Genomic DNA, 19629 nt, shown 5'->3' on the forward strand with positions numbered 1-19629 from the left:
CGGCGGGGCGGCGGCGGTCGACGCGCCAGCGCGGTGTGCCGGGGCGCCGCGGCCGGCCCGCCGGGCCGGGGCCCGGGCGGCTCAGGCGCCGGGGGCCGTGCCGTACACCTCGTCGCCGATCTCCAGGCGCGCGGTGCCCGCCGTGCTGTCCGCGAGCCAGGCGCGGAACGCCTCGAGATCGGCGCCCGGCAGTCCGACCTCGATGGTGACTCCCTCGCCGTAGCGCACCTCGCGCACCGCGCGCCCCATGGCGCGCAGGTCGTTCTCCAGCTTCCCGGCCCGCTGGTGGTCGGTGACGATGGTGACGAGCCGGAACCGCTGGCGCACCACGGTGCCGAGGGCGTCCAGGGCCTCCCCCACCACGCCGCCGTAGGCCCGGATCAGCCCGCCGGCACCCAGCTTGACCCCGCCGTAGTAGCGGGTGACGACGGCGGCGACGTACCGCACCTCGCGTCGCACCAGCATCTGGAGCATCGGCACGCCGGCGGTGCCGCCCGGCTCCCCGTCGTCGCTGGCCCGCTGGACGCCGCCGTCGGCGCCGATGACGTAGGCGAAGCAGTTGTGGGTGGCGGTGGAGTGTTCGCGGCGGACGCGCTCGACGAACTCCTGCGCCTCCCGCTCGGTCGCCGCGGGCGCCAGCGCGCAGCGGAAGCGGGACTTGTTGATCTCGATCTCGTGCACGCCCTCGCGGGCCACCGTGCGGTACTGCTCAGCCATCTCGCCAGCCTATGTCGCGCCCGCCGTCCACCCCCGCCGGGGCGGGACGGACGCGCGCGGGGGCCGCCTCGGTACGGGGGGCGAACCCGCGACGGCGCGGGCGCGGGGGCGCGCGGGCGCGGGCGGGAATGGCCGGTGGGCGGGGGTGGTTGAGCGGACATGTACGCAGACGATGAGACGATTCGCGAGATTTTGCGGGAGTCCGGCGACACCTGGGCCGTGGTGGGCCTGTCCGCCAACGAGGACCGGGCGGCCTTCGGCGTGGCCCGGGTGTTGCAGCGGTTCGGCAAGCGCGTGGTTCCGGTCCACCCCAAGGCGGAGACGGTGCACGGCGAGCGGGGGTACGCGACGCTGGCCGACATCCCCTTCCCGGTCGACGTCGTCGACGTCTTCGTCAACTCCCGGCTCGCGGGCCCGGTCGCGGACGAGGCGGTGGCCATCGGCGCCAAGGCGGTCTGGTTCCAACTCGGCGTCATCGACCCGGACGCGTACGCGCGCACGCGCGCCGCGGGCCTGGCCATGGTCATGGACCGCTGCCCGGCCATCGAGATCTCACGGCTGAGCTGACCACGAGGGCGGCGGCGGGCGTGCGGGCCGGGGTCCGTGCGGACGGGACGGCCGAGGCCCACCGGCCGAGCCCGTCCCGCGCCACGGCGGTGGGCTCGCGGGACGAGCGCCGCCGCGCACCCGCGTCCCGCGCGCTCAGCCGCCGAGCCCCTCCAGCACCCGCGCGCCGGGCAGCCCGGGCAGCGCCTTGCCCGGCACGATGAGCTTGCCGCGCCGGCTCCCGCTGCCCAGCAACACGTACGGGATGTCGGCGACGGCCGCGTCCACCAGGAGCGGCCAGTCGGCGGGCAGGCCCAGCGGGGTGATGCCGCCGAACTCCATGCCCGTCGCGCCGATCGCCGTCTCCCGGGCGGCGAAGGACGCCTTGCGCGCGTCGAGTTCCCGCCGCGCGACGCCGTTGACGTCGACGCGGGTGGCCGAGGGCACCACGCAGGCGGCGAGCGTGACCACCCCGCCGCGCTTGCCCGCCACGATGACGCAGTTCGCGGAGGACTCAATCAGCCAGGGCCCGTGGGTCTCCACGAGCGTGGCCGTGTCGGCGACGGCCGGATCGGTGTCCACGTACTGCACCTCGTCGACGGGGACCGGGCCGCTCCAGCCGCGCACCGCGTCGGCGACGGGCGGCACCAGCAGATCCAGACACTCGGTCGCGGGGCGGACGTCGGTGAATGCCTCGTGGGGCGTGCGCATGCTCATGCGCATCAAGCTAACAGCCCCTGTGCCAGCGGTAGATGGCAGCCGAACCCGTTCTGGCCGCCCCTGCCCCACCCGCGCGTCCGACCGATGGCCGCGACCCGGCGAACCCACCACCGAGCGCCCGCCCCTCGTCCCAGGCCGCCGCGCGCCACCAGGCGACCTGGCCAGCAGGCGACCTCAGCCCACCGGCGGAACGGCCACCGTCATCAGCGTCTCGATCGGCGCATCGCCCTCGTCGCGGTACGCGTGGGCCACGTCGGCCTCGAAGGTCACACAGGCGCCGGCCGGCACCGGATGCCACGCGCCGTCCACCTCAAGCGTCAGCTCGCCGGCGCTGACGTGGATCAGCCCCACCGTGCCCGCGGGGTACGGGGCGGACGCGCTGTGCTCGCCGGGCATCAGCCGCCAGCCCCACACCTCCAACGGCCCGCGCTGCCCGGTACCCACCAGCAGCCTGGTGTGGCTGCCGCCGTCGGTGGAGCACCTGTGTACCGCCTCGCCCGAGGGCACGACGCGCACCCGCCGCCCGTAGTCGTAGTCGAGCAGCGTGGTGATGCTGACGCCGAGCGTGTCCGCGAGCTTGACCGTGGTGCCGACGCTGGGGTTGGTACGGGCCTGCTCGATCTGGATGGCCACGCTGGACGACCATGCCGCGGCTGACGCCGGCGCGGGCCGCCAGGGTGTCGAAGGTGAAGCCGCGCTCCCCCGGCCAGCGCCTGAGGTCGCGTGCCAGCGCCCGCGTGAGCTGATCGAGGTCCGCCACCATCACCCATGCCGAGCGGTCCACTGTCGTGCCCGGAAGGGGTCAGTGTCACGGACTACCGCACGCCGCGCTCCGCTGTGCACGGCACGGCGGTACAGCGAGGTCTCCCCTGCCCCGCCTCGCTCGCCCGGTGGGCCAGCCCTTGGCCCCGCGCCGGCGTGGGAAGCGGGCGGCCGGCGCCGCGCGGAACCGCTTCAGCGGTCGGCCGGCACGTCCCGTGCGTCGGGCGACGCGGGCTGCGGCGGCAGGACGCCGAGCGCCAACAGTTGCTCGTGGGTGACCCCCTCGGGGACCGGCATCGGGGCCGGCGTGCGCAGCGGCGGCTGCCAGCCCGCCTCCGCGTCCCAGCGGCGCACGATCTTGGCCGGCGCACCGGCCACCACCGCGTGGTCGGGCACCTCGCCGCGTACCACCGCGCCGGCCGCGACCACCACGTTGCGGCCGAGTCGGGCGCCGGGCAGGATCACCGCGCCGGCGCCGAGCCAACTCCCGGCGCCGATGCTGACCGGGGCGCTGCGTGGCCACTGCTTGCCGATGGGTTGGGCGGGGTCGTCGTAGGCGTGGTTGTCGCTGGTGACGTAGACGTACGGGCCGCAGAAGACGTCCCGTCCGAACTCCACCGGCACCGACGCCACCACGTGCGTGCCCCGGCCGAGCACCACGCCGTGCCCCACCCGTAGCACCGGGTCCGGGCCCAGGTCGAGCCCCGGCAGCATGCCGGCGGCCAGGGTGACGCCCTCGCCGATGACGCAGTGGTCGCCCAGTTCGATCCAGCCCTCGCCGAACACCGTGCCCAGCGGGAACGCCAGCCGGGTGCCGGGGCCGATCCGCCGGAACCGGTAGGGCCCGGGGCGCTCGGCGGTCACCGCGCCGGTCTGCTGCATCCAGCGCCAGCCGCGGTGCACCGCGCGTGAGGCCACGCGGCGCCGCCAGGCGTCGAGCGAGGAGAACACGTGTCGATGGAGGGGCACCCGCCTACCGTACTCACCAGTAGCGACGGTGCCCAGATCGGCCCCCTCGACGCTGCACGACGCGGCGGCCGGGCCCGGAACCGGGCCGCCGAGCGCCGGCGCGCAGCGCCGCCACGGCCCGCCTCGCCCGCGCCGTGGGGAGCGCGCCCGCGCACTCCACGGCGCCGGCTCGTTTCGCCGGCCGCCGGTCGGACTGAACCCGGCGCCCCGGGGCACTCGTGCGGTCCGGGTGCGGCGCGCTCACCTCCCCCGCCGAGCGCCGCCGCGCCCGGGTCTCGCCAGCACGGCGGGCGGGGCGGACGGCGGGCCGGCACGGCGCTGCGGCGTACGGGCGAGCCGACATGCGTCCTCTCGGCCGAACTGGCAAGGTGACCGACGGGGTGGGCGATGGTCACAGCGAGCGGGTCCCCGGGGCAGGTCCATCGGGGACGGGAGTGAGGCGAGAATCTCATGTCGGTCTCCGCGCACGAGCCGGCCGCCCGACACGCGGTGCCGGGCGCCCCGTGCTGGGTGAGCCTGATGGCCCGTGACCTCGCAGCCGCCCAGGACTTCTACAGCGCCGTACTCGGCTGGACGTTCCAACCCGGCATGCTGGGCGGCGAGTTCTCGGTCGCGCTGTTCGACGGCCGGCCGGTCGCCGGGCTCGGCGCGCTCGCCCACACACTGCACGTCCCCGTCTCCTGGACACCGTACTTCGCGGTCCCCAGCGCCGACGACGTGACGGCCCGCGTCCGCGAGCGCGGGGCCACGGTCGCGGTCGGCCCGTTGCGCTTCGCCCACGGTCGCGCGGCGCTCGCCGCCGACCTCGACGGGGCGGTCTTCGGGGTCTGGGAGGGGACGGTCCTGCCCTGGTCGGTGGGGCGTGGCAGCGCCCCGGCCTGGCTCGAACTGCGCACCCGCGACGCGTTCGCCGCCGCCATCTTCTACGGCGAGGTGCTGCGGTGGGCCGTGCCCGGCGAGGCGGGGTGCGAGGTGGACTACGCGCAGGGCCAGGTGCTGGTCAGCGACGGGACGCACGCCGTGGCCGGGCTGCGCGGCGGCGCCATCGAGGAGGCCCCCGACCCGAGCATCCGGCCCCGCTGGCACGTGTACTTCCCCTGCTCGGACGTGGACACATCGATGAAGGCCGCGGTCGCCGCCGGCGGTTCGGTCGTCCAGCCGCCGCGGGCTGGCGCGCACGGGTACGAGGCGACCCTGCGGGACCCGGACGGCGGGCTGTTCACGGTGACCACGGTCCGCGGCCGACCGAAGGAGTCCACCTCCGTCGCACCGGACGCCCGTCCCGCGTAAGGCGCCCGTCCCGGGTCGGCGCTCCGCCGCCGGCCGCGCGGCGGGCCCCCGGCCCCGTGGATCTCCCGATCGGCGCGTGGATACCGTGCGGTGTTCGCGCACCGAGTCCCGTGGAGGAGATCCCGATGGCACAGCAGGCACTGATCGCGGCGTTCGGCGGCAAGGAACCGCGGGTGGGCGCGGAGGTGTTCGTCGCACCGTCGTCGGTGGTGCTGGGCGAGGTGACGCTGGGGGCCGGTTCGAGCGTCTGGTACAACGCGGTGCTGCGGGCCGACTGCGGCCCCATCACCCTGGGCGCGGGCAGCAACATCCAGGACAACTGCACCGTGCACGTGGACCCCGGCTTCCCGGTGACGGTCGGCGAGCGCGTGACGGTGGGCCACAACGCCGTGCTGCACGGCTGCACCGTCGAGGACGACTGCCTGATCGGCATGGGCGCCACGGTGCTGAACGGGGCCGTGGTCGGCGCCGGTTCGCTCGTGGCGGCCCAGGCGCTGGTCCCGCAGGGGATGCGAGTGCCCCCCGGCTCGCTCGTCGCCGGCGTGCCGGCCAAGGTCCGACGCCCGCTGACGGCCGATGAGCGCGCGGGCATGCGGGCCAACTCCGAGGTGTACGTCGACCTCGCGCGCCAGCACGCCGCCACCCTGGGCGGCCCCACCCCCGCTGACACCGGCACCGATACCGACACTGACACCAGCACCGACGCCGCCCGATAGCGCGACGACCGCCACGGCGGCACCCCGGGAGTCCCGGCCTCCCGCCGCTCCGCGCGCACGCGCGGGCCGTCGCGGCGCGGCCGACGGACGGCGTACGCCCCTCCCCTCCCGTGGGGCCCCGTGGGGGCGTACGCCGTCGGCTGGGCCGCCCGCCCGTGGGTCCCTCACAGCACCACGAGCGTCGCGGCCCCGACATAGACGGCCTGGAAGACGGTGCGCCGGCCGAGTGGGTCGCCCTGGGCCACCTGGCGGCGGGCCGCGGAGACGTTGGCCGGGAACATGCCGATCATCAGCAGGGCGAGGCCGGCCGCCGCCCACCGCGACAGCGCCGGGACCAGCAGCCCGATCGCGCCGGCGATCTCCAGCCCACCCGTCAGGGTGACCAGCAGGTCGGGGCGCGGGAGCCGGGGCGGGACCATGCCGATGAGGTCGGCCCGGAGCGACGGGTGGAAGTGGGCGAGCGCGGTGAACAGGAACATCACCGCCAGCCCCACGCACAGGGCGGGGTGCCAGGCGTCGAGCGCCGACACGCCGAGCAGACCGGCCAGGCGCGCCGAGCAGAACCCGACGACCAGGGCCACGAACGGTTCCATGATGGCCTCCCTCGGTCGAACTTTCCACTGTCAAGATACGCTCACGACACCCCATCTTGTCAATGGAAAGATAGGGTGGGGCCATGACGGAACGGTCGTATCACCACGGAGATCTGCGCCGCGCCCTACTCACCGCCACCGCCGCGGCGATCGCCGACAAGGGCCCGACGGCGCTGAGCCTGCGCGACCTGGCGCGCCGCGCGGGCGTCTCGCACGCCGCGCCCGCGCACCACTTCGGCGACAAGGCGGGGCTCCTCACGGCACTCGCCGCCGAGGGGTACGCCATGCTGGCCGACGCGCTGAGCGCCGCCGGCGGGGATCTGCTGGACAGCGGCGTGGCCTACGTACGCTTCGCCATCGAGCACCGGGCGCACTTCGAGGTCATGTTCCAGCCCGGCCTGTACCATCCCGACGACCCGGAGGTGGCCGCCGCGCGCGAGCGGGCCGACCGCTCGCTGTCCGCCGCCCTCTCGACCCGCCCGGGCCACCCGCGCGACGAGGACGCGGAGGCGACACAACTCGCCGCGTGGTCCCTCGCGCACGGCTTCGCCGCCCTGTGGCTCAGCGGCGCCCTGCCCGCCACCACGGAGGGCGACCCCGAGGCCCTGGCACGACGCGTCCTGGGCCAGCTCTTCCAGCAGCCCTGATCCCGACCGGAGTGCGGGCCGCCAGCGACCGGCCCGCACTCCGGCCCCGTACGCGCCAACGCGAGGCCCGTTTCCGGGAACCGCGCCCGCACCGCTGTCACGGCGAACCCCGCTGGTCGGCGCCCCGATCGTGCTCGGCCTCGCCAATCCGGGCTCCGCGCTCACCCCCGACTTCCGGACGCTGACGCTCTCCCGCGTCCTGGCCGCCGCGGGCGCCGCCGTCTACACGCCGGGCGCCGGCGCGGTCAGCGCCGCGCTGGTGCGGCCCGAACTCCGCGCCCGTTCGCTGGCGGTGGCGCCCCTGGTGGTCGCCCTCAACTCCTCCTGCGTCTACCTCGGCATCGGCCTCGGCACCCTGGTCGGCGGCGCTACCCTGCCCCGGCGTGGGCACCGTGTGCGCCATCGCCAGCGGGGTCGCCGTCGTCGCCCTGGCGTTCTCGCTGGCGACGGCGCGCGCGCCGGGCGCGTCAGCGACCGCACCCCGGGGCGAGCGCTGAGGACGGCGCGCGGTGTCGGCGCGCCGGTGAGCCGGTGCGCCGGGCCGCCGGCCGGCGGCCCGGCCGCGGGCGCCCGTCAGGCGTTCGGGCGGAGCGTCCAGGTGATCGACATCTCGCCGCTGACGGCGCCGTCTTCACGGGTGATCTCGACGCGCACCGAGAACTCGGGCCGGCCGCCGGCGTCCAGCTCGGCGACCACGTCGGCTATCGGGCGTTCGAGCTCCGCGGTCGCGGTGATGACGCCCTTGGCGATCTTCCTGTACCCGATCTCGGCCCGTACGGCGAGCGGCACCGCGCGCGCGAGCTGGTCGCCGAAGGCGGACAGCACGATCGCCCCGCTCGCGGACTCGGCCAGGGTGAACATCGCGCCGGCGTGCGGCCCCTGGATGTGGTTGTGGTAGTCGGGCTGGTCCGGCAGGCGCAGGACGGCGCGCTCGGGGCTCGTCTCGACGAACTCGAGGTTGAGCGTACGAACCATCGGCACGCTGGCCGTGAGCATCTCGCCGATCGACGGCATGGTCTCTGACATGCCCGAAAGTTACCAGCGGGTAGGAACTTGTGGGAAGGGTTGACGTAGCAGCCCACAGACGGCCCCTCTATGGTTACTCGCCATGTGGCCAGGACAGCAGCCGCCCGGGGGCGAGCAAAACCCGCAGGACCAGAACCCGTACCAACAGCCGGGATATCCGCAGACCGGACCGCCGGGGCAACCGGGTCCGTACCAGACCCCGGCGCCGGGGCAACCCAACCCGTACCAGCAGCCGGTGCCGCCGCCCGGCGCGCAACCCGGCCCGCCCGGGCCGCCCGGAGCGCCGCACCAGGGCGCCCCGCAGCCGGGCCCCTACCAGCAGCCGGGCTATCCGCAGCAGACCCCGCCGCCGCAGACGTGGAACGCGCCGGCCGGGCCGGGCGCCCCGCAGCCCCCGCAGGGCGGTGGTGACAAGCGGAAGAAGACCATCGCGATCGTCACGGCGTCGGCCGTGGTGGCCGCCGCGGCCGTCGCCGGCGTGGTGATCTTCGCCGGCGATGACGGGGACGACAAGAAGGACAGCGCGAAGGAGTCGCCCAAGCCGTCGGCCTCCGCCCCGTCCCAGCAGCCGGGCGGCTCGCAGGCGCCGAGCGGCGGCCCGGACAACCCGCGCAGCGGCTCGGACAACCCGCGCAGCGGCGACCCCGCCGCCAAGCCCGTGATCCCGGGTTGGAAGACGGTCATCAGCGCCAAGCGCCACGTGGCCTTCGACGTCCCGGACACCGCGGACTGGAAGGTCGAGTCGGCGGGCCTGTCGGTCGGCTTCGAGAGCGACAAGGGCAAGCCACTCGTCATCATGTCCAGCCCCGCCAAGTACAAGCAGGACGCGTGCTCGGTCAAGGTCGAGGGCAGCACCCGGCCGGACACCAGCGACCTCGGCGGCGTCGGCACCAAGGGCGCGCTGGGCGCCAAGAGCGAGGCGAGCGCGGCCGAGATCGAGGCCGAGAACTGGGTGTTCGCCGGCTACGACCAGAAGCAGACCGGTCAGCGCAAGGTCACCAAGGCCAAGCCGTTCCAGAGCGACCACGGGCTCAAGGGCTACGCCGCCTCCGCGACGGTCACCGGCGTCAAGAAGACCGACAAGTGCTCCAGTGACGGCAAGTCCTTCACGGTCGCCTACACCGACGTCAACGGCGACTACGCGCTGTGGGTCCTGCACGCCGCCGCCGGCGTCAAGGACGAGTTGCCGAACGAGACCATCGAGAAGATCAAGAGCACCCTGCGCCCGCTCAAGTCGAACGGCTGACCCCGCCCGCGCACGGGCCGTTGGTAAACGGTTTGGCAGGGGGACCCACCCCCGGGAATAGTCCGCCTGTGACCACTCCCCCGGCTACGCCGCACCGCCGCCCGGCCTGGGCCGGACGCAACTACACGCTCCTCACGACCGCCGCCGTGGTGACGGGCCTCGGGAACTCCGGGGCCCTCATCGCGGCGGCGTTCGCGGTCCTGGACGCGGGTGGCGACGGCACCGACGTGGGCCTGGTCGCCGCCGCCCGTACCGCTCCTCTCGCGCTGTTCCTGCTGATCGGCGGGGCCGTCGCGGACCGGCTGCCCCGGCACCGGGTGATGGTGGCCGCGAACACCCTGAACTGCCTGTCGCAGGCCACCTTCGCGGTCCTGGTGCTGTCCGGGGACGCGGCGCTGTGGCAGATGGCCGTGCTCGCCGGAGTGGGCGGCACCGGCCAGGCGTTCTTCGCCCCCGCCGCCGAGGGGATGGTGCTCAGCTCGGTCACCGGGGAGCAGGCCAGCCGGGCGTTCGCGTTCTTCCGGATGGGCGTCAACGGCGCGAACATCGGCGGCGCGGCGCTGGGCGGGGCGCTGATCGCCGCCGTCGGACCGGGCTGGGTGTTGGCCATCGACGCCGCCGCGTTCGCCTTCGCGGGCGCGCTGCGGGCCTTCCTCGACGTCAGCCACACGCCCGCCCGCGCACCCGGGGGCGGGCTGTTGCGCGAGTTGGCCGAGGGTTGGCGCGAGGTCGCGGGGCGCCCGTGGCTGTGGAGCATCGTGGGCCAGTTCGCGGTGGTCAACGCCGTGGTCGCGGCGGCGGAGTCGGTGTACGGCCCGCAGGTCGCCGAGGACCATCTGGGTGGGGCCAGGCCCTGGGGCGTCGCGCTGGCCGCGTTCGGGGCCGGCACGCTGGGTGGCGGGTTGCTGATGACCCGTTGGCGTCCGCGCCGCATGCTGCTGGTCGGCACCGTGTGCGTCTTTCCACTGGCCCTGCCGTCGGCCGCGCTGGCCGTGCCGCTGCCGATGACGGGCCTGGCCTCGGTCATGTTCCTGTGCGGGGTCACCGTGGAGGTCTTCGGGGTCTGCTGGATGATGACGCTGCATCAGGAGATCCCGGAGGACAAGTTCTCGCGGGTCTCGGCGTACGACTGGTTCGGGTCGGTGGCCATGCTCCCGGTGGCCACGGCGCTCGCCGGGCCGACCGAGCGCCTGGTCGGCCGCTCGACCGCGCTGTGGGGTTGCTCGGCCCTGGTCCTGCTGCTGACGGCCGTGGTGCTCCTCGTCCCGGACGTACGCCGGCTCCGGCGCCGCACCGACGCTCCCCGGCCGGCCGCCGCCACCCCGGCGGGTTCCACGCCTGTGAGCGCCACCCCGGTCACCGGCCCGGCCGGGGGCCCGAGCGGTGGCCAGGTCACCGCACGCGGGTCCCAGCCAACGGGCGGGGACCCGGGCCTGGGGCAGGGCGGCTGAGGTCGGCCTGGGCGCCGGCGGGCGGGCCGGGAGGCGCCGGGCGCACCCCGGGGGCGCGGCCTGGGCGCCGGGCCGCCGAGGGTACGGCGTGTGCGCCGGGCGGCGGCGCGGGGACAGGAGCCGCGCGGGTGGCGGCGCGGGTGGCGGGCGCGGCCGGGCTCCGGGCGCGGCCGGGCTCCGGGCGCGGCCGGGCGCCGGGCGCGGCCGGGCGCCGGGCGCGGCCGGGCTCCGGGCGCGCGCCCGGGGCTCAACTGATGCTGAACGCGCCGCTCGGCGGCACGGGTGAGGGCGTCGCCGCCGCGTCCCACACCGGTTCGGCCCCGGCCACCAGGCGCTCCAGGGCGGCGCCGTCGGCCACCCGCGCGGGGAAGGGGTCGGCGGCGGCGCGGCGGGCGAACGCGGCGTGCGGCAGCGGCTGCTGGCCGGCCACCAGGATCGCGTTGCCGAACCGGCGGCCCCGCAGCACCCCGGGCTCGGCGATCAGGCACACGTGGGCGAAGACGGCGGCCAGCGTCGCCACCTGGGAGCGCAGGAAGGCGAACGGGGCCCCGTCCGCCACGTTGGCCGCGTACCGGCCGGTGGGGCGCAGGACGCGGGCGGCCTGCCGGGCGTACTCGACGGAGGTCAGGTGCGCGGGCACCCGCGAGCCGCCGAAGACGTCGGCGACGATCACGTCGGCCGACGCGTCGTCGGCCAGCGTGAGCGCGTCGCGGGCATCGACCGCCGCGACCTCGACCGCGTGGTCCGGGCCCAGCGGCAGTACCTCGGCGACGAGGCCGATCAGCGCCCGGTCGGCCTCGACCACCCGCTGGCGCGAGCCGGGCCGGGTGGCGGCGACGTAGCGCGGCAGGGTCAGCGCCCCGCCGCCGAGGTGCAGGACGTCCAGCGGAGCGGCCGGTTCCGCGTCATCCTGGCCGGCCGTGTCCAGCACGTGGCCGAGCCGGCGCGCATACTCGAACTCCAGGTGCAGCGGGTCGGCGAGGTCCACGTACGACTGCGGGGCGCCGTCCACGGTCAGCAGCCAGCCGTGCGGGCGGTCCACGTCGGGCAGTAGCTTGGCGGCGCCGAAGTCCACGGCACGGCTCACGGGTATCCGGTCGTCCACTCCCCCATTGTGCGGCCGAGCGCCCGCCGCCCCGCACCAGCGCGCCCCGCTCCGTGGGCCCGCGGGACCACGGAGCGGGGCCGAGGGCGCCGCCGCGCGACAGCCGGGCGCCGGCCGCGCGGGCGGCCCGCGCGCCGGCGCTCAGCCCTCGATCGTGAGCACGGTGCCCGCGCCCACCGTCCGACCGCCGTCCCGGATGACGAAGCGCAGGTCGGGCTGGACGGGGGTGGCGCGGCTCAGCTCGACGCCCAGCGTCAGGGTGTCGCCGGGGCGGGCCGCGCGCGCTCCCGGCGGGTTGATCGCGCCGAAGACGTGGGTCGTCCGCAGGAAGAACTCCGGGCGGTATCCGGTGGCGAACGGCTCGGCCCGCCCGCCGCGCGCCCCCGGCAGCACGTGGACGTGCGCCGTGAACCGGCGTCGCGGCGTCAGGCTGCCGGGGGCGGCGGCCAGGTCGCCGCGGCGCAGCACGGCGTGCGGGACCCCGCGTAGCAACAGCGCGACGGGATCGCCCGCCTCGGCTCGGGTCAGCGGTCTGCCGAAGACCTCCAGGCCGGCCACCGCCATCTCGACGTCGGGGCCGACGACCTGCACCCGGTCCCCGTTGCGTACCGTGCCGCGCTCGATGGTCCCGGAGATCACCGAGCCCTCGCCGGCGCGCGGCAGCGCGTGGTCCACCGGCAGCAGGAACGGCTCGCCCGGCTGGCGTTCCGGCGTGGGCACGACGGTGTCCACCGCGTCCAGCAGGGCCTCGATGGTGCCGATCCACCGCGGGACGCCCTCCAGCGCCCGGAGCGCCGAGACCCGGATGACGGGCGTGGTGCCGCCCGGGTAGCCGTGCGCGTCCAGCAGCGCGCAGATCTCCCGCTCGGCGCGCTCCATCGCCGTCGCCTCGCCGGCGTCCACCTGACTGAGGGCGACGACGAGGTGCTCGACGCCGAGTTGTCGGGCGATGAGCACGTGCTCGACGGTCTGGGCCTGGACGCCGGCGAGGGCCGAGACGACGAGGATCGCCCCGTCGAGCTGCGCCGCCCCGCTGATCACGTGCTCGATGGCGGCGGCCTCGCCGGGCATGTCCCGGTGGGCGTAGTGCCGGGTACCGGTCTCGTACTCGACGCGCGTGCTCTTCAGCGCGCCGCGCGCCGCGGCGTCCAGCGCCCGGTCGCTGCGCGCGGGCGGCGCGACGTCGACGGCGGTCCGCGCGCCGAGCAGGCGCGTGATGGCCGCGGTGAGCGTGGTCTTGCCGTGGCGGGCGTGACCCAGGGTGGCGATGTTGAGGTGCGGCTTGGCGAGTACGGGCGTCTGCGCGGACATGGGTTCCTTTCGGGGAACGGAGGGGGGCCCGAGGTGTCGGGCCCGGTGGAGGGAGCGGTGCGGTACGTCGCGAGCGGCCCGCGGCCGGTTCGTGGGGCCGGCGCACCCGTGCCAGGGGCGTGCCCAGAGGCGGTGTGCCGGGCGCGGCGGACGGGGACGGGCGTGGCGCGGGGAGCGGGCTGACGATGGGGCGAACGGATCAGTCGGCTGGCGCGGGCCCCTGTGCCGGACCGACCCTCCCGCTGCGGGGCCCACCGAGATCGTCGGGGAGGGTCAGCTTCGTACGCCGCCCGTCGGGATGGGCGGGGCGGCTGGGAGAGGGGTGAGGGCAGCTCCGACGGCATCCGCGGCTGCGGCCACGAGCGCGTGCGGGGCATACCGGACCATGGCCTGATCATGTCCCTCGCCCCGGGTCCGGTCGAGCGGTTTTCCCAGCTCGGCCGCGCGACCGAGGAGCGCCCCGCGCTCCCGCCGCCCCGTGGGCCCAGGCCGCCCCGCCGCCCCCGGGCGCCCCGCCCCCGTGCGCCGCTGACCCCGCCTGCTGCCCCGTTCCTCCATCACCCCGGTGGCCCCACTGGTCCCTGTCGGCTCCGGCGCCCCAGGTGCCCCGTGGCGGGCCGGGCCGTGGGGTCGTCCCGGCCCTTCGGGTTTCCTTCGGTGGCGTTCGCGGGACACCCGGGGCACACCGACGTCGGTTACGCTCCAGCGGTGTTCGAACCTGCCGCGCAGTCTCCCCGCCGCCTCGCGTGGTGCGCCCGGGCGTTGCTGTCCCCGCGCGCCCGGCTCGGCCTGCTCATCCTGCTGCTGGTCAGCGCGGGCACGGCGGTGCTCATCCTCGAACCACAGCAACTGATACGCGACGGCTGGCCACCCCAGATGTCGGGGGCAGCCGCCGTGGTGGTGTTCGCTGCCGCGTACGGGCTCTGCACCTCGGCCCTGGTGCCCAGACCGCTGCTCAACCTCGCGGCCGGGGCCCTGTTCGGCAGCCAGGCGGGGCTGCCGGCGGCGGTGGCCGGGACCGTGCTCGGCGCGGGCATCGCCTTCGGCCTGGGCCGACTCCTCGGGCAGGACGCGCTACGACCGCTGTTGCGGGCCCGCCCGCTGGCGATGGCCGACCGGCAACTGAGCGACCACGGCTTCCGCTCGATGCTGGCACTGCGCCTCTTCCCGGGCATCCCTTTCGCCGCCGCGAACTACTGCGCGGCGATCTCCCGGATGGGCTGGCTGCCGTTCCTGCTGGCGACGGGGCTCGGCAGCGTGCCGAACACGGCCGCCTACGTCATCGCGGGCAGCCGCGCCTCGACGCCCACCTCGCCCGCCTTCCTCATCTCGATGGCCTTCATCGCCGTCACCGGGCTGGCCGCCGTGCTGGTCGCCTGGCGCAAGCGCGCGAAGCTGCGCGACCGCCCCGCGCCGATGCCCGAGGCGTCCACGGCGCGGGAGGAGGCCCCCGAGGTGCGGGAAGACGCGCCGAGGGCCGCCGCGGCGCCGGGCGCGTGACAGCTCGCGGGGGCGGGGAGCCGAGGGCTCTGTCCGCGGCTTCATGAACGGACGCTACGCTGCCCCCTGACTGGTGGATGATCGTGGTCGGGCCGTGACCCTGCCGGCCGCGCACCCCACCGGTGTCCCGTCAGCTCACTCAGCGAAAGCCAGCATGAGTCCGGCCAGACCACTTCCCGCATGACCGCGCCCGCGCCCGCGCGTCGCACGCCTGCCCAGAAACCGCCCTTGACCCGCATCCTTGCTGGTCAGAACGTGATCAGCATTTGGATGGCATAGATATCGATGTCTTGGTTTGAATCCTTCATCCTCGGACTCGTCCAGGGCTTGACCGAGTTTCTGCCGATCTCCTCCAGTGCCCATCTGCGGCTGACGGCGGCGTTCGCCGGATGGAACGACCCCGGGCCGGCCTTCACCGCGATCACCCAGATCGGCACCGAGGCCGCGGTGATCATCTACTTCCGCAAGGACATCGCGCGGATCGTCTCCGCCTGGTGCCGGTCGCTGTTCAACAAGCAGCTACGCGGCGACCACGACGCCAAGATGGGCTGGCTGGTCATCGTCGGGTCGATCCCGATCGGCGTGCTCGGCCTGACGCTCCAGGACGCGATCGACGGCCCGTTCCGCGATCTGCGGCTGATCGCGACGACGCTGGTGGTGCTCGGCATCGTCCTCGCCATAGCGGACCGGCTGGCGGCCCGTGACGAGACGGGCGGCCGGCACCGGGCGGTCAAGCACCGCAAGGGCCTGGACGAACTGACCACGCGGGACGGCCTGCTGTACGGCATCTGCCAGGCCATGGCGCTGGTGCCCGGCGTCTCCCGGTCCGGCGCTACCATCAGCGGCGGCCTCTTCCTCGGCTACACCCGCGAGGCCGCGGCCCGCTACTCGTTCCTGCTGGCCATCCCCGCGGTGCTGGCCTCGGGCGCGTTCGAACTCAAGGACGCCGGCCAGGGCCACGTGTCGTGGGGGCCGACGATCTTCGCGACGGTCATCGCGTTCGTCGTGGGGTACGCGGTCATCGCCTGGTTCATGCGCTTCATTTCCACGAAGAGCTTCATGCCGTTCGTGTACTACCGCGTGCTGCTCGGCCTGGTCCTCTTCGCCCTCGTCGGCTTCGACGTCCTGAGCCCCCACGCGGGCGAGTCGGGCGACTAGTCGCCGTAGCCGGCCGCGACCGGCGGTGGGGAGCTGGGGCCGCCGCCCACGCCGAGGCCCCGCTCCACCCTCCCGCTCCACCCACGCCCCGCCCGCGCCGTCAGGCCGCGGGCGGGGCGTGGTGCGTGGCGCCCGTGGCCGCGCGGCGCCCCGCACGAGGGCGCGGGCGATCAGGGGGCGCGGACGATCAGGAGGTGCGGCGCTCGCGCCCGGCGCGCCAGCTCGCCACCACGTCCTCGACGTCGTACGGCACAAGGTTGAGCGGCGGGCCCTCCGGCGGGCGGGCCAGCGCCGCGCGGATCTTCTCGTTGATCTCCTCGACGATGCGTCGGGCCATCCGCTCCGACGGTGCCCTGGTCGCCGCCTCCCTCGCGTCCTCGGCCTCCTTGCGCAGGGCCAGGCTCGGCGGCAGGAACGAGAGCTGCTCGCGGGCCATCTTCTCCTTGATCCACCAGGACTCGTCGTAGGGCGCGTTCGGACGGTCGAGGGGCTTGCCGAAGCCGGGCAGCCGCTCGAACTCGCCCCGTTCGGCGGCCTCCCGAATCTGTTTGTCGACAAAGCTCTCGAAGTCGACACCGGGTGGCTTGCGCTCGGTCATGATGCGGCTCTCCCTCGACGCGTCGGGGTACTACCTGGCGTACTACCGAGGGTAAGAGACGCGTCCCGGGCGCCGAACAGCGCACCGAGGCCGCCCCGCCGCCCGCCCGCTCGCACCCCGCCACCCGCGCACGGCCCACCGCTCGGACCCGCGCTCACCGCTGCCCGAACTCCGCCCGGATGGCCTCCGTGTGCGCGCCGAGCTCCGGCACCGCGCCCATGCGCGCCTCCCGCCCGCGCACCGTGACCGGCGGCAGCAGTCCGCGCAGCGGCCCCGCCGGCGTGTCGAAGGCGCGCCACCGGTCGCGGGCGGCCAACTGCGGGTGCTCGGCGAACTCGGACACGCCGCGCAGCCGCGCGTTGGCGATGCCCGCCGCGTCGAGCCGGGCCAGCAGTTCGTCGGCGGTCAGGTCGGCGAAGGCCGCGTGCAGGACCTGGGTCAGCTCCGCGTCGTGCGCCCGGCGCAGCGGGTTGTCCGCGAACCTGGGGTCGCGCGTCAGGTCAGGCCGGCCCAGGACCCGCGCGCACAGCTGAACCCAGTCCCGGTCGCTCTGCACGCACAGGAACACCTCGCCGCCGTCGCCCGCCCGGTAGGGGCCGTACGGGGCGATCGAGGGGTGCCGGGCGCCGCTGCGCGGCAGCGGGCCCGCCCCGTACATCCCGTGGAACAGCGGCTGCCCCATCCACTCGCCGAGGGCGTCGAGCATCGCGACGTCGAAGGCGCTGCCGTGGCCGGTGCGCTCGCGTTCGTACAGCGCCGTGAGGACGCCGGTGTACGCGTACATGGCCGCCGCGATGTCAGCGATGGAGATCCCGGCGCGGGCGGGCGCCTCCTGCGTTCCGGTCGCCGCCACCAAACCGGTCTCGCACTGCACCAGCAGGTCGAACGCCTTGCGGTCGCGGTAGGGGCCGCGCTCCCCGTAGCCGGAGATGCCGCAGACGATCAGTCGTGGCCAGCGCTCGCGGAGCGCGTCGGCGCCGAGGCCGAGCCGGTCGGCGGCGCCGGGCGCGAGGTTCTGCACGAAGACGTCGGCGGCGTCCAGCAACCGGTCGAACAGGGCCCGGTCGGCGGCGTCCTTGAGGTCGAGCACGACGCTCTCCTTGCCCCGGTTGCACCACACGAAGTACGCCGACTGGCCCATGACCTCGCGGTCGTAGTCGCGCGCGAAGTCCCCGCCGCCCGGCCGCTCCACCTTGATCACCCGGGCGCCCAGATCGGCCAACTGGCGGGTGGCGTACGGGGCGGCCACGGCCTGTTCGAGCGAGACTACGGTGATGCCCTCCAGAGGCAACATGCGGTCAACTCCCTCCTGCGTGGCGCCCGGACGCCCGTCCGCGCACCGGTCCCGGTCCGTACCGCCATCGTGCGGCGTCACCCCCCTCGCCGGCACCGGGGCCTTCGCCGCCGACGGGGCCCGGGCCCATCCGACGCCGTACGGGTTCCGCGCCCCCGGGCCGGGTGGGGGCGCGGCGTTCGCCGGGTGCGCGACCGGCTCCGCGCGCACACTGGTGCCCCGGCCGGACGAGAGACCCGCGAGGTGTTGATGCCACGGGCCCGCGCACACTCCTTCCTCGCCTCGCGTTGGGGCCGTACGGTCGCGGCCCCGGCGGCCGGGGCGCTGCCCGCGCTCGCGTTCCCCGCCCCCGGGCTGTGGTGGCTGGCCTACGGCGCCCTGGTGCCCTGGCTGCTGCTCATCCGTTCGGCGCCGACCGGGCGCCGGGCGGCGTGCGAGGGCTGGCTGGGCGGCGCCGGCTTCCTGCTGGCGGTGCACCACTGGCTGCTGCCGCTCCTGCACGTGTTCATCGTGGTGGTGGCGGTGGGGCTGGGGTTGCTCTGGGCGCCGTGGGGGTGGCTGGTGCGCCGGTTGCTCGGCCCGGGGGCGGCGGGTGGGCGGCGGGCGGCCGGTGCGCTGGTGCTGCTGCCCGCCGGCTGGCTGCTGGTCGAGCTGATCAGGTCCTGGCAGTACCTCGGGGGGCCGTGGGGGCTGCTGGGGGCGAGCCAGTGGGAGGTCGAAGCGGCGCTGCGGCTGGTGTCGGTCGGCGGCGTCTGGCTGGCCAGCCTGCTCGTCGTCGCGGTCAACACCGCGCTGGTCGTCCTCGTGGCGCTGCCCGGGGCCCGCAGGGTCGCCGTCGCGGGGCTGGCCGGCTGCGCCACGGGCGTCGCCGGCGTGTGGGCCTGGTCGCCGGCGCCGCAACCCGCGGGCACGGTGCGCGTCGCCGTCGTCCAGCCCGGCATGATCGACGGCAGCAACCGTCGCTTCGACCGCCAGGAGGAGCTGACCCGGGGGCTGGCCGGGCGCGGCGTGCGCCTGGTCGTATGGGGGGAGTCGAGCGTCGGCAGCGACCTGCGCGAGCGGCCCGACCTGCGGCGACGGCTGGCGGTCCTGTCCCGCGACGTGGGCGCTGAGCTGCTGGTCAACGTGGACGCCAGGCAGGCCGGCCAGCCCGGCATCTACAAGAGTTCGGTCCTGGTGGGCCCGCGGGGGCCGACCGGCGACCGCTACGACAAGATGCGGCTGGTCCCCTTCGGCGAGTACATCCCGGCCCGCTCCGTCCTCGGCTGGGCCACCTCGATCGGCCAGGCGGCGAGCGAGGACCGCAGGCGCGGGGCGCGCTCGGTCGTGATGCGCGTGCCGGGCGTGAGCGCCGGGCGCCCGTCGGCCCGCCACGCGGGCGCGGGCACCGGCGCGACGCCCGCTCCCCCGAGCGCCGCCGGACTGCGGCTCGGGCCGCTGGTGTGCTTCGAGTCGGCCTTCCCCGACATGAGCCGGCGGCTGGTCCGCAACGGGGCGCAACTCCTGGTCGCGCAGTCCGCCACGTCCTCCTTCCAGCACAGTTGGGCCCCCGAACAGCACGCCGCGCTCGCCGCGCTGCGCGCCGCCGAGACGTGGCGCCCCACCGCGCACGCCACGCTGACCGGCGTCAGCGCCGTCTTCGGGCCGCGCGGCACGCCCGTCGGCGGCCGGCTCGGCACCCAGCGCAGCGCGGCGGCGGTCTACGACGTCCCCCTGGCCGCGGGCACCAGTCCGTACGTGCGGTACGGCGACTGGCCGGCGTACGGGGCGGTCGCGGCGCTGCTGGTGGCCGCGGTGGCGGCGGGCGGCCGGGCGCACCGCCAGCGCACCCGCGCCGAGCGCCCCGTGGACCCGGTGCCCGAGCGCCGGGACACGGGCAGCCCGGTGGGCTCCTGAGCGTGGGCGGGGCGCCGGCCCCGGCGGCGGAGCTGGCGGAGAAGAGCCGGTGGCGGAGAGCCGGTGGCGGAGAGCCGGTGGCGG

The 19629-nt window shown here is 75.7% G+C and carries 18 protein-coding genes and 1 pseudogene; 9 read left to right on the top strand and 10 right to left on the bottom strand.

The features are described from left to right. Positions 1 to 81: 81 nt before the first annotated feature. Complete coding sequence (locus tag AC3CHW_RS01475; RefSeq protein WP_217198331.1) at positions 82 to 717, bottom strand: YigZ family protein; 636 nt, start codon at positions 715 to 717, stop codon at positions 82 to 84. A gap of 159 nt (positions 718 to 876) precedes the next feature. Here AC3CHW_RS01475 and AC3CHW_RS01480 point away from each other — a divergent pair, with 159 nt between their 5' ends. Further along, positions 877 to 1284 carry a CoA-binding protein gene (locus AC3CHW_RS01480; protein ID WP_488469260.1) on the top strand — a complete coding sequence of 136 codons (408 nt, stop codon included), beginning with the start codon at positions 877 to 879 and terminating at the stop codon, positions 1282 to 1284. Between the two features lie 135 nt (positions 1285 to 1419). Here AC3CHW_RS01480 and AC3CHW_RS01485 read toward each other — a convergent pair whose 3' ends face one another. The 3 genes and pseudogenes from AC3CHW_RS01485 to AC3CHW_RS01495 form a co-directional block, all read right to left on the bottom strand. After that, on the bottom strand, positions 1420 to 1974 hold the full coding sequence (locus AC3CHW_RS01485; protein ID WP_488470935.1) for a YbaK/EbsC family protein: 555 nt from the start codon (positions 1972 to 1974) through the stop codon (positions 1420 to 1422). Positions 1975 to 2157: 183 nt separating this feature from the next. Beyond that, positions 2158 to 2743: pseudogene (locus AC3CHW_RS01490) on the bottom strand (helix-turn-helix domain-containing protein). A gap of 194 nt (positions 2744 to 2937) precedes the next feature. Then, complete coding sequence (locus tag AC3CHW_RS01495) at positions 2938 to 3714, bottom strand: acyltransferase (protein WP_398610625.1); 777 nt, start codon at positions 3712 to 3714, stop codon at positions 2938 to 2940. A gap of 450 nt (positions 3715 to 4164) precedes the next feature. Here AC3CHW_RS01495 and AC3CHW_RS01500 point away from each other — a divergent pair, with 450 nt between their 5' ends. Beyond that, positions 4165 to 5004, top strand: coding sequence for a VOC family protein (locus AC3CHW_RS01500; protein ID WP_398610626.1), 840 nt, complete (start codon positions 4165 to 4167; stop codon positions 5002 to 5004). Positions 5005 to 5129: 125 nt separating this feature from the next. Further along, positions 5130 to 5720, top strand: a complete 591-nt coding sequence (locus tag AC3CHW_RS01505; RefSeq protein ID WP_488469261.1) for a gamma carbonic anhydrase family protein — start codon at positions 5130 to 5132, stop codon at positions 5718 to 5720. Between the two features lie 164 nt (positions 5721 to 5884). Here the strand turns inward: AC3CHW_RS01505 and AC3CHW_RS01510 are convergent, their stop codons facing one another. Further along, entirely contained in the window at positions 5885 to 6313 is a 429-nt protein-coding gene (locus AC3CHW_RS01510; protein ID WP_488469262.1) for a DoxX family protein, read from the bottom strand. Between the two features lie 83 nt (positions 6314 to 6396). On the opposite strand from AC3CHW_RS01510, the gene AC3CHW_RS01515 reads away from it, so the two are divergent. Continuing rightward, on the top strand, positions 6397 to 6960 hold the full coding sequence (locus AC3CHW_RS01515; protein ID WP_488469263.1) for a TetR/AcrR family transcriptional regulator: 564 nt from the start codon (positions 6397 to 6399) through the stop codon (positions 6958 to 6960). Between the two features lie 573 nt (positions 6961 to 7533). Here the strand turns inward: AC3CHW_RS01515 and AC3CHW_RS01520 are convergent. Continuing rightward, a complete protein-coding gene (locus AC3CHW_RS01520) occupies positions 7534 to 7986 on the bottom strand; it encodes a DUF4442 domain-containing protein (protein ID WP_488469264.1) in 453 nt (150 codons plus the stop codon). Positions 7987 to 8068: 82 nt separating this feature from the next. On the opposite strand from AC3CHW_RS01520, the gene AC3CHW_RS01525 reads away from it, so the two are divergent. Beyond that, positions 8069 to 9232, top strand: a complete 1164-nt coding sequence (locus AC3CHW_RS01525; protein ID WP_488469265.1) for a DUF8017 domain-containing protein — start codon at positions 8069 to 8071, stop codon at positions 9230 to 9232. Positions 9233 to 9300: 68 nt separating this feature from the next. Further along, positions 9301 to 10683: an MFS transporter gene (locus AC3CHW_RS01530; protein WP_488469266.1), complete on the top strand. Its 1383-nt coding sequence runs from the start codon at positions 9301 to 9303 to the stop codon at positions 10681 to 10683. 247 nt (positions 10684 to 10930) lie between these two features. Here AC3CHW_RS01530 and AC3CHW_RS01535 read toward each other — a convergent pair whose 3' ends face one another. Both AC3CHW_RS01535 and AC3CHW_RS01540 read right to left on the bottom strand, forming a co-directional pair. Then, positions 10931 to 11788 carry a spermidine synthase gene (locus AC3CHW_RS01535; protein ID WP_488469267.1) on the bottom strand — a complete coding sequence of 286 codons (858 nt, stop codon included), beginning with the start codon at positions 11786 to 11788 and terminating at the stop codon, positions 10931 to 10933. A gap of 141 nt (positions 11789 to 11929) precedes the next feature. Beyond that, a complete protein-coding gene (locus AC3CHW_RS01540) occupies positions 11930 to 13099 on the bottom strand; it encodes a GTP-binding protein (protein ID WP_488469268.1) in 1170 nt (389 codons plus the stop codon). A gap of 708 nt (positions 13100 to 13807) precedes the next feature. On the opposite strand from AC3CHW_RS01540, the gene AC3CHW_RS01545 reads away from it, so the two are divergent. Continuing rightward, on the top strand, positions 13808 to 14599 hold the full coding sequence (locus AC3CHW_RS01545; RefSeq protein ID WP_488469269.1) for a TVP38/TMEM64 family protein: 792 nt from the start codon (positions 13808 to 13810) through the stop codon (positions 14597 to 14599). A gap of 285 nt (positions 14600 to 14884) precedes the next feature. Next, positions 14885 to 15757 (top strand): undecaprenyl-diphosphate phosphatase, encoded by an 873-nt coding sequence (locus AC3CHW_RS01550; RefSeq protein WP_187059834.1) that lies wholly within the window; start codon positions 14885 to 14887, stop codon positions 15755 to 15757. 187 nt (positions 15758 to 15944) lie between these two features. Here AC3CHW_RS01550 and AC3CHW_RS01555 read toward each other — a convergent pair whose 3' ends face one another. After that, a complete protein-coding gene (locus AC3CHW_RS01555; protein ID WP_398610636.1) occupies positions 15945 to 16355 on the bottom strand; it encodes a DnaJ family domain-containing protein in 411 nt (136 codons plus the stop codon). Positions 16356 to 16509: 154 nt separating this feature from the next. Continuing rightward, a complete protein-coding gene (locus AC3CHW_RS01560; RefSeq protein ID WP_488469270.1) occupies positions 16510 to 17649 on the bottom strand; it encodes a CaiB/BaiF CoA transferase family protein in 1140 nt (379 codons plus the stop codon). Positions 17650 to 17898: 249 nt separating this feature from the next. Between AC3CHW_RS01560 and lnt the strand changes: the two genes are divergently transcribed. Continuing rightward, positions 17899 to 19545 (top strand): apolipoprotein N-acyltransferase, encoded by a 1647-nt coding sequence (gene lnt, locus AC3CHW_RS01565; protein WP_488469271.1) that lies wholly within the window; start codon positions 17899 to 17901, stop codon positions 19543 to 19545. Positions 19546 to 19629: the final 84 nt, after the last annotated feature.

This window comes from Streptomyces sp. MGP-BFMKR1 (genome assembly GCF_057766585.1).

Bases quoted from the DNA above. Each gene is read 5' to 3' on its own strand.
- AC3CHW_RS01480 (WP_488469260.1), top strand. From the start codon at position 877: ATGTACGCAGACGATGAGACGATTCGCGAGATTTTGCGGGAGTCCGGC.
- AC3CHW_RS01560 (WP_488469270.1), bottom strand. From the start codon at position 17,649: ATGTTGCCTCTGGAGGGCATCACCGTAGTCTCGCTCGAACAGGCCGTG.
- AC3CHW_RS01485 (WP_488470935.1), bottom strand. From the start codon at position 1,974: ATGCGCACGCCCCACGAGGCATTCACCGACGTCCGCCCCGCGACCGAG.
- AC3CHW_RS01505 (WP_488469261.1), top strand. From the start codon at position 5,130: ATGGCACAGCAGGCACTGATCGCGGCGTTCGGCGGCAAGGAACCGCGG.
- AC3CHW_RS01510 (WP_488469262.1), bottom strand. From the start codon at position 6,313: ATGGAACCGTTCGTGGCCCTGGTCGTCGGGTTCTGCTCGGCGCGCCTG.
- AC3CHW_RS01515 (WP_488469263.1), top strand. From the start codon at position 6,397: ATGACGGAACGGTCGTATCACCACGGAGATCTGCGCCGCGCCCTACTC.
- lnt (WP_488469271.1), top strand. From the start codon at position 17,899: ATGCCACGGGCCCGCGCACACTCCTTCCTCGCCTCGCGTTGGGGCCGT.
- AC3CHW_RS01540 (WP_488469268.1), bottom strand. From the start codon at position 13,099: ATGTCCGCGCAGACGCCCGTACTCGCCAAGCCGCACCTCAACATCGCC.
- AC3CHW_RS01520 (WP_488469264.1), bottom strand. From the start codon at position 7,986: ATGTCAGAGACCATGCCGTCGATCGGCGAGATGCTCACGGCCAGCGTG.
- AC3CHW_RS01555 (WP_398610636.1), bottom strand. From the start codon at position 16,355: ATGACCGAGCGCAAGCCACCCGGTGTCGACTTCGAGAGCTTTGTCGAC.
- AC3CHW_RS01550 (WP_187059834.1), top strand. From the start codon at position 14,885: ATGTCTTGGTTTGAATCCTTCATCCTCGGACTCGTCCAGGGCTTGACC.
- AC3CHW_RS01500 (WP_398610626.1), top strand. From the start codon at position 4,165: ATGTCGGTCTCCGCGCACGAGCCGGCCGCCCGACACGCGGTGCCGGGC.
- AC3CHW_RS01525 (WP_488469265.1), top strand. From the start codon at position 8,069: ATGTGGCCAGGACAGCAGCCGCCCGGGGGCGAGCAAAACCCGCAGGAC.
- AC3CHW_RS01475 (WP_217198331.1), bottom strand. From the start codon at position 717: ATGGCTGAGCAGTACCGCACGGTGGCCCGCGAGGGCGTGCACGAGATC.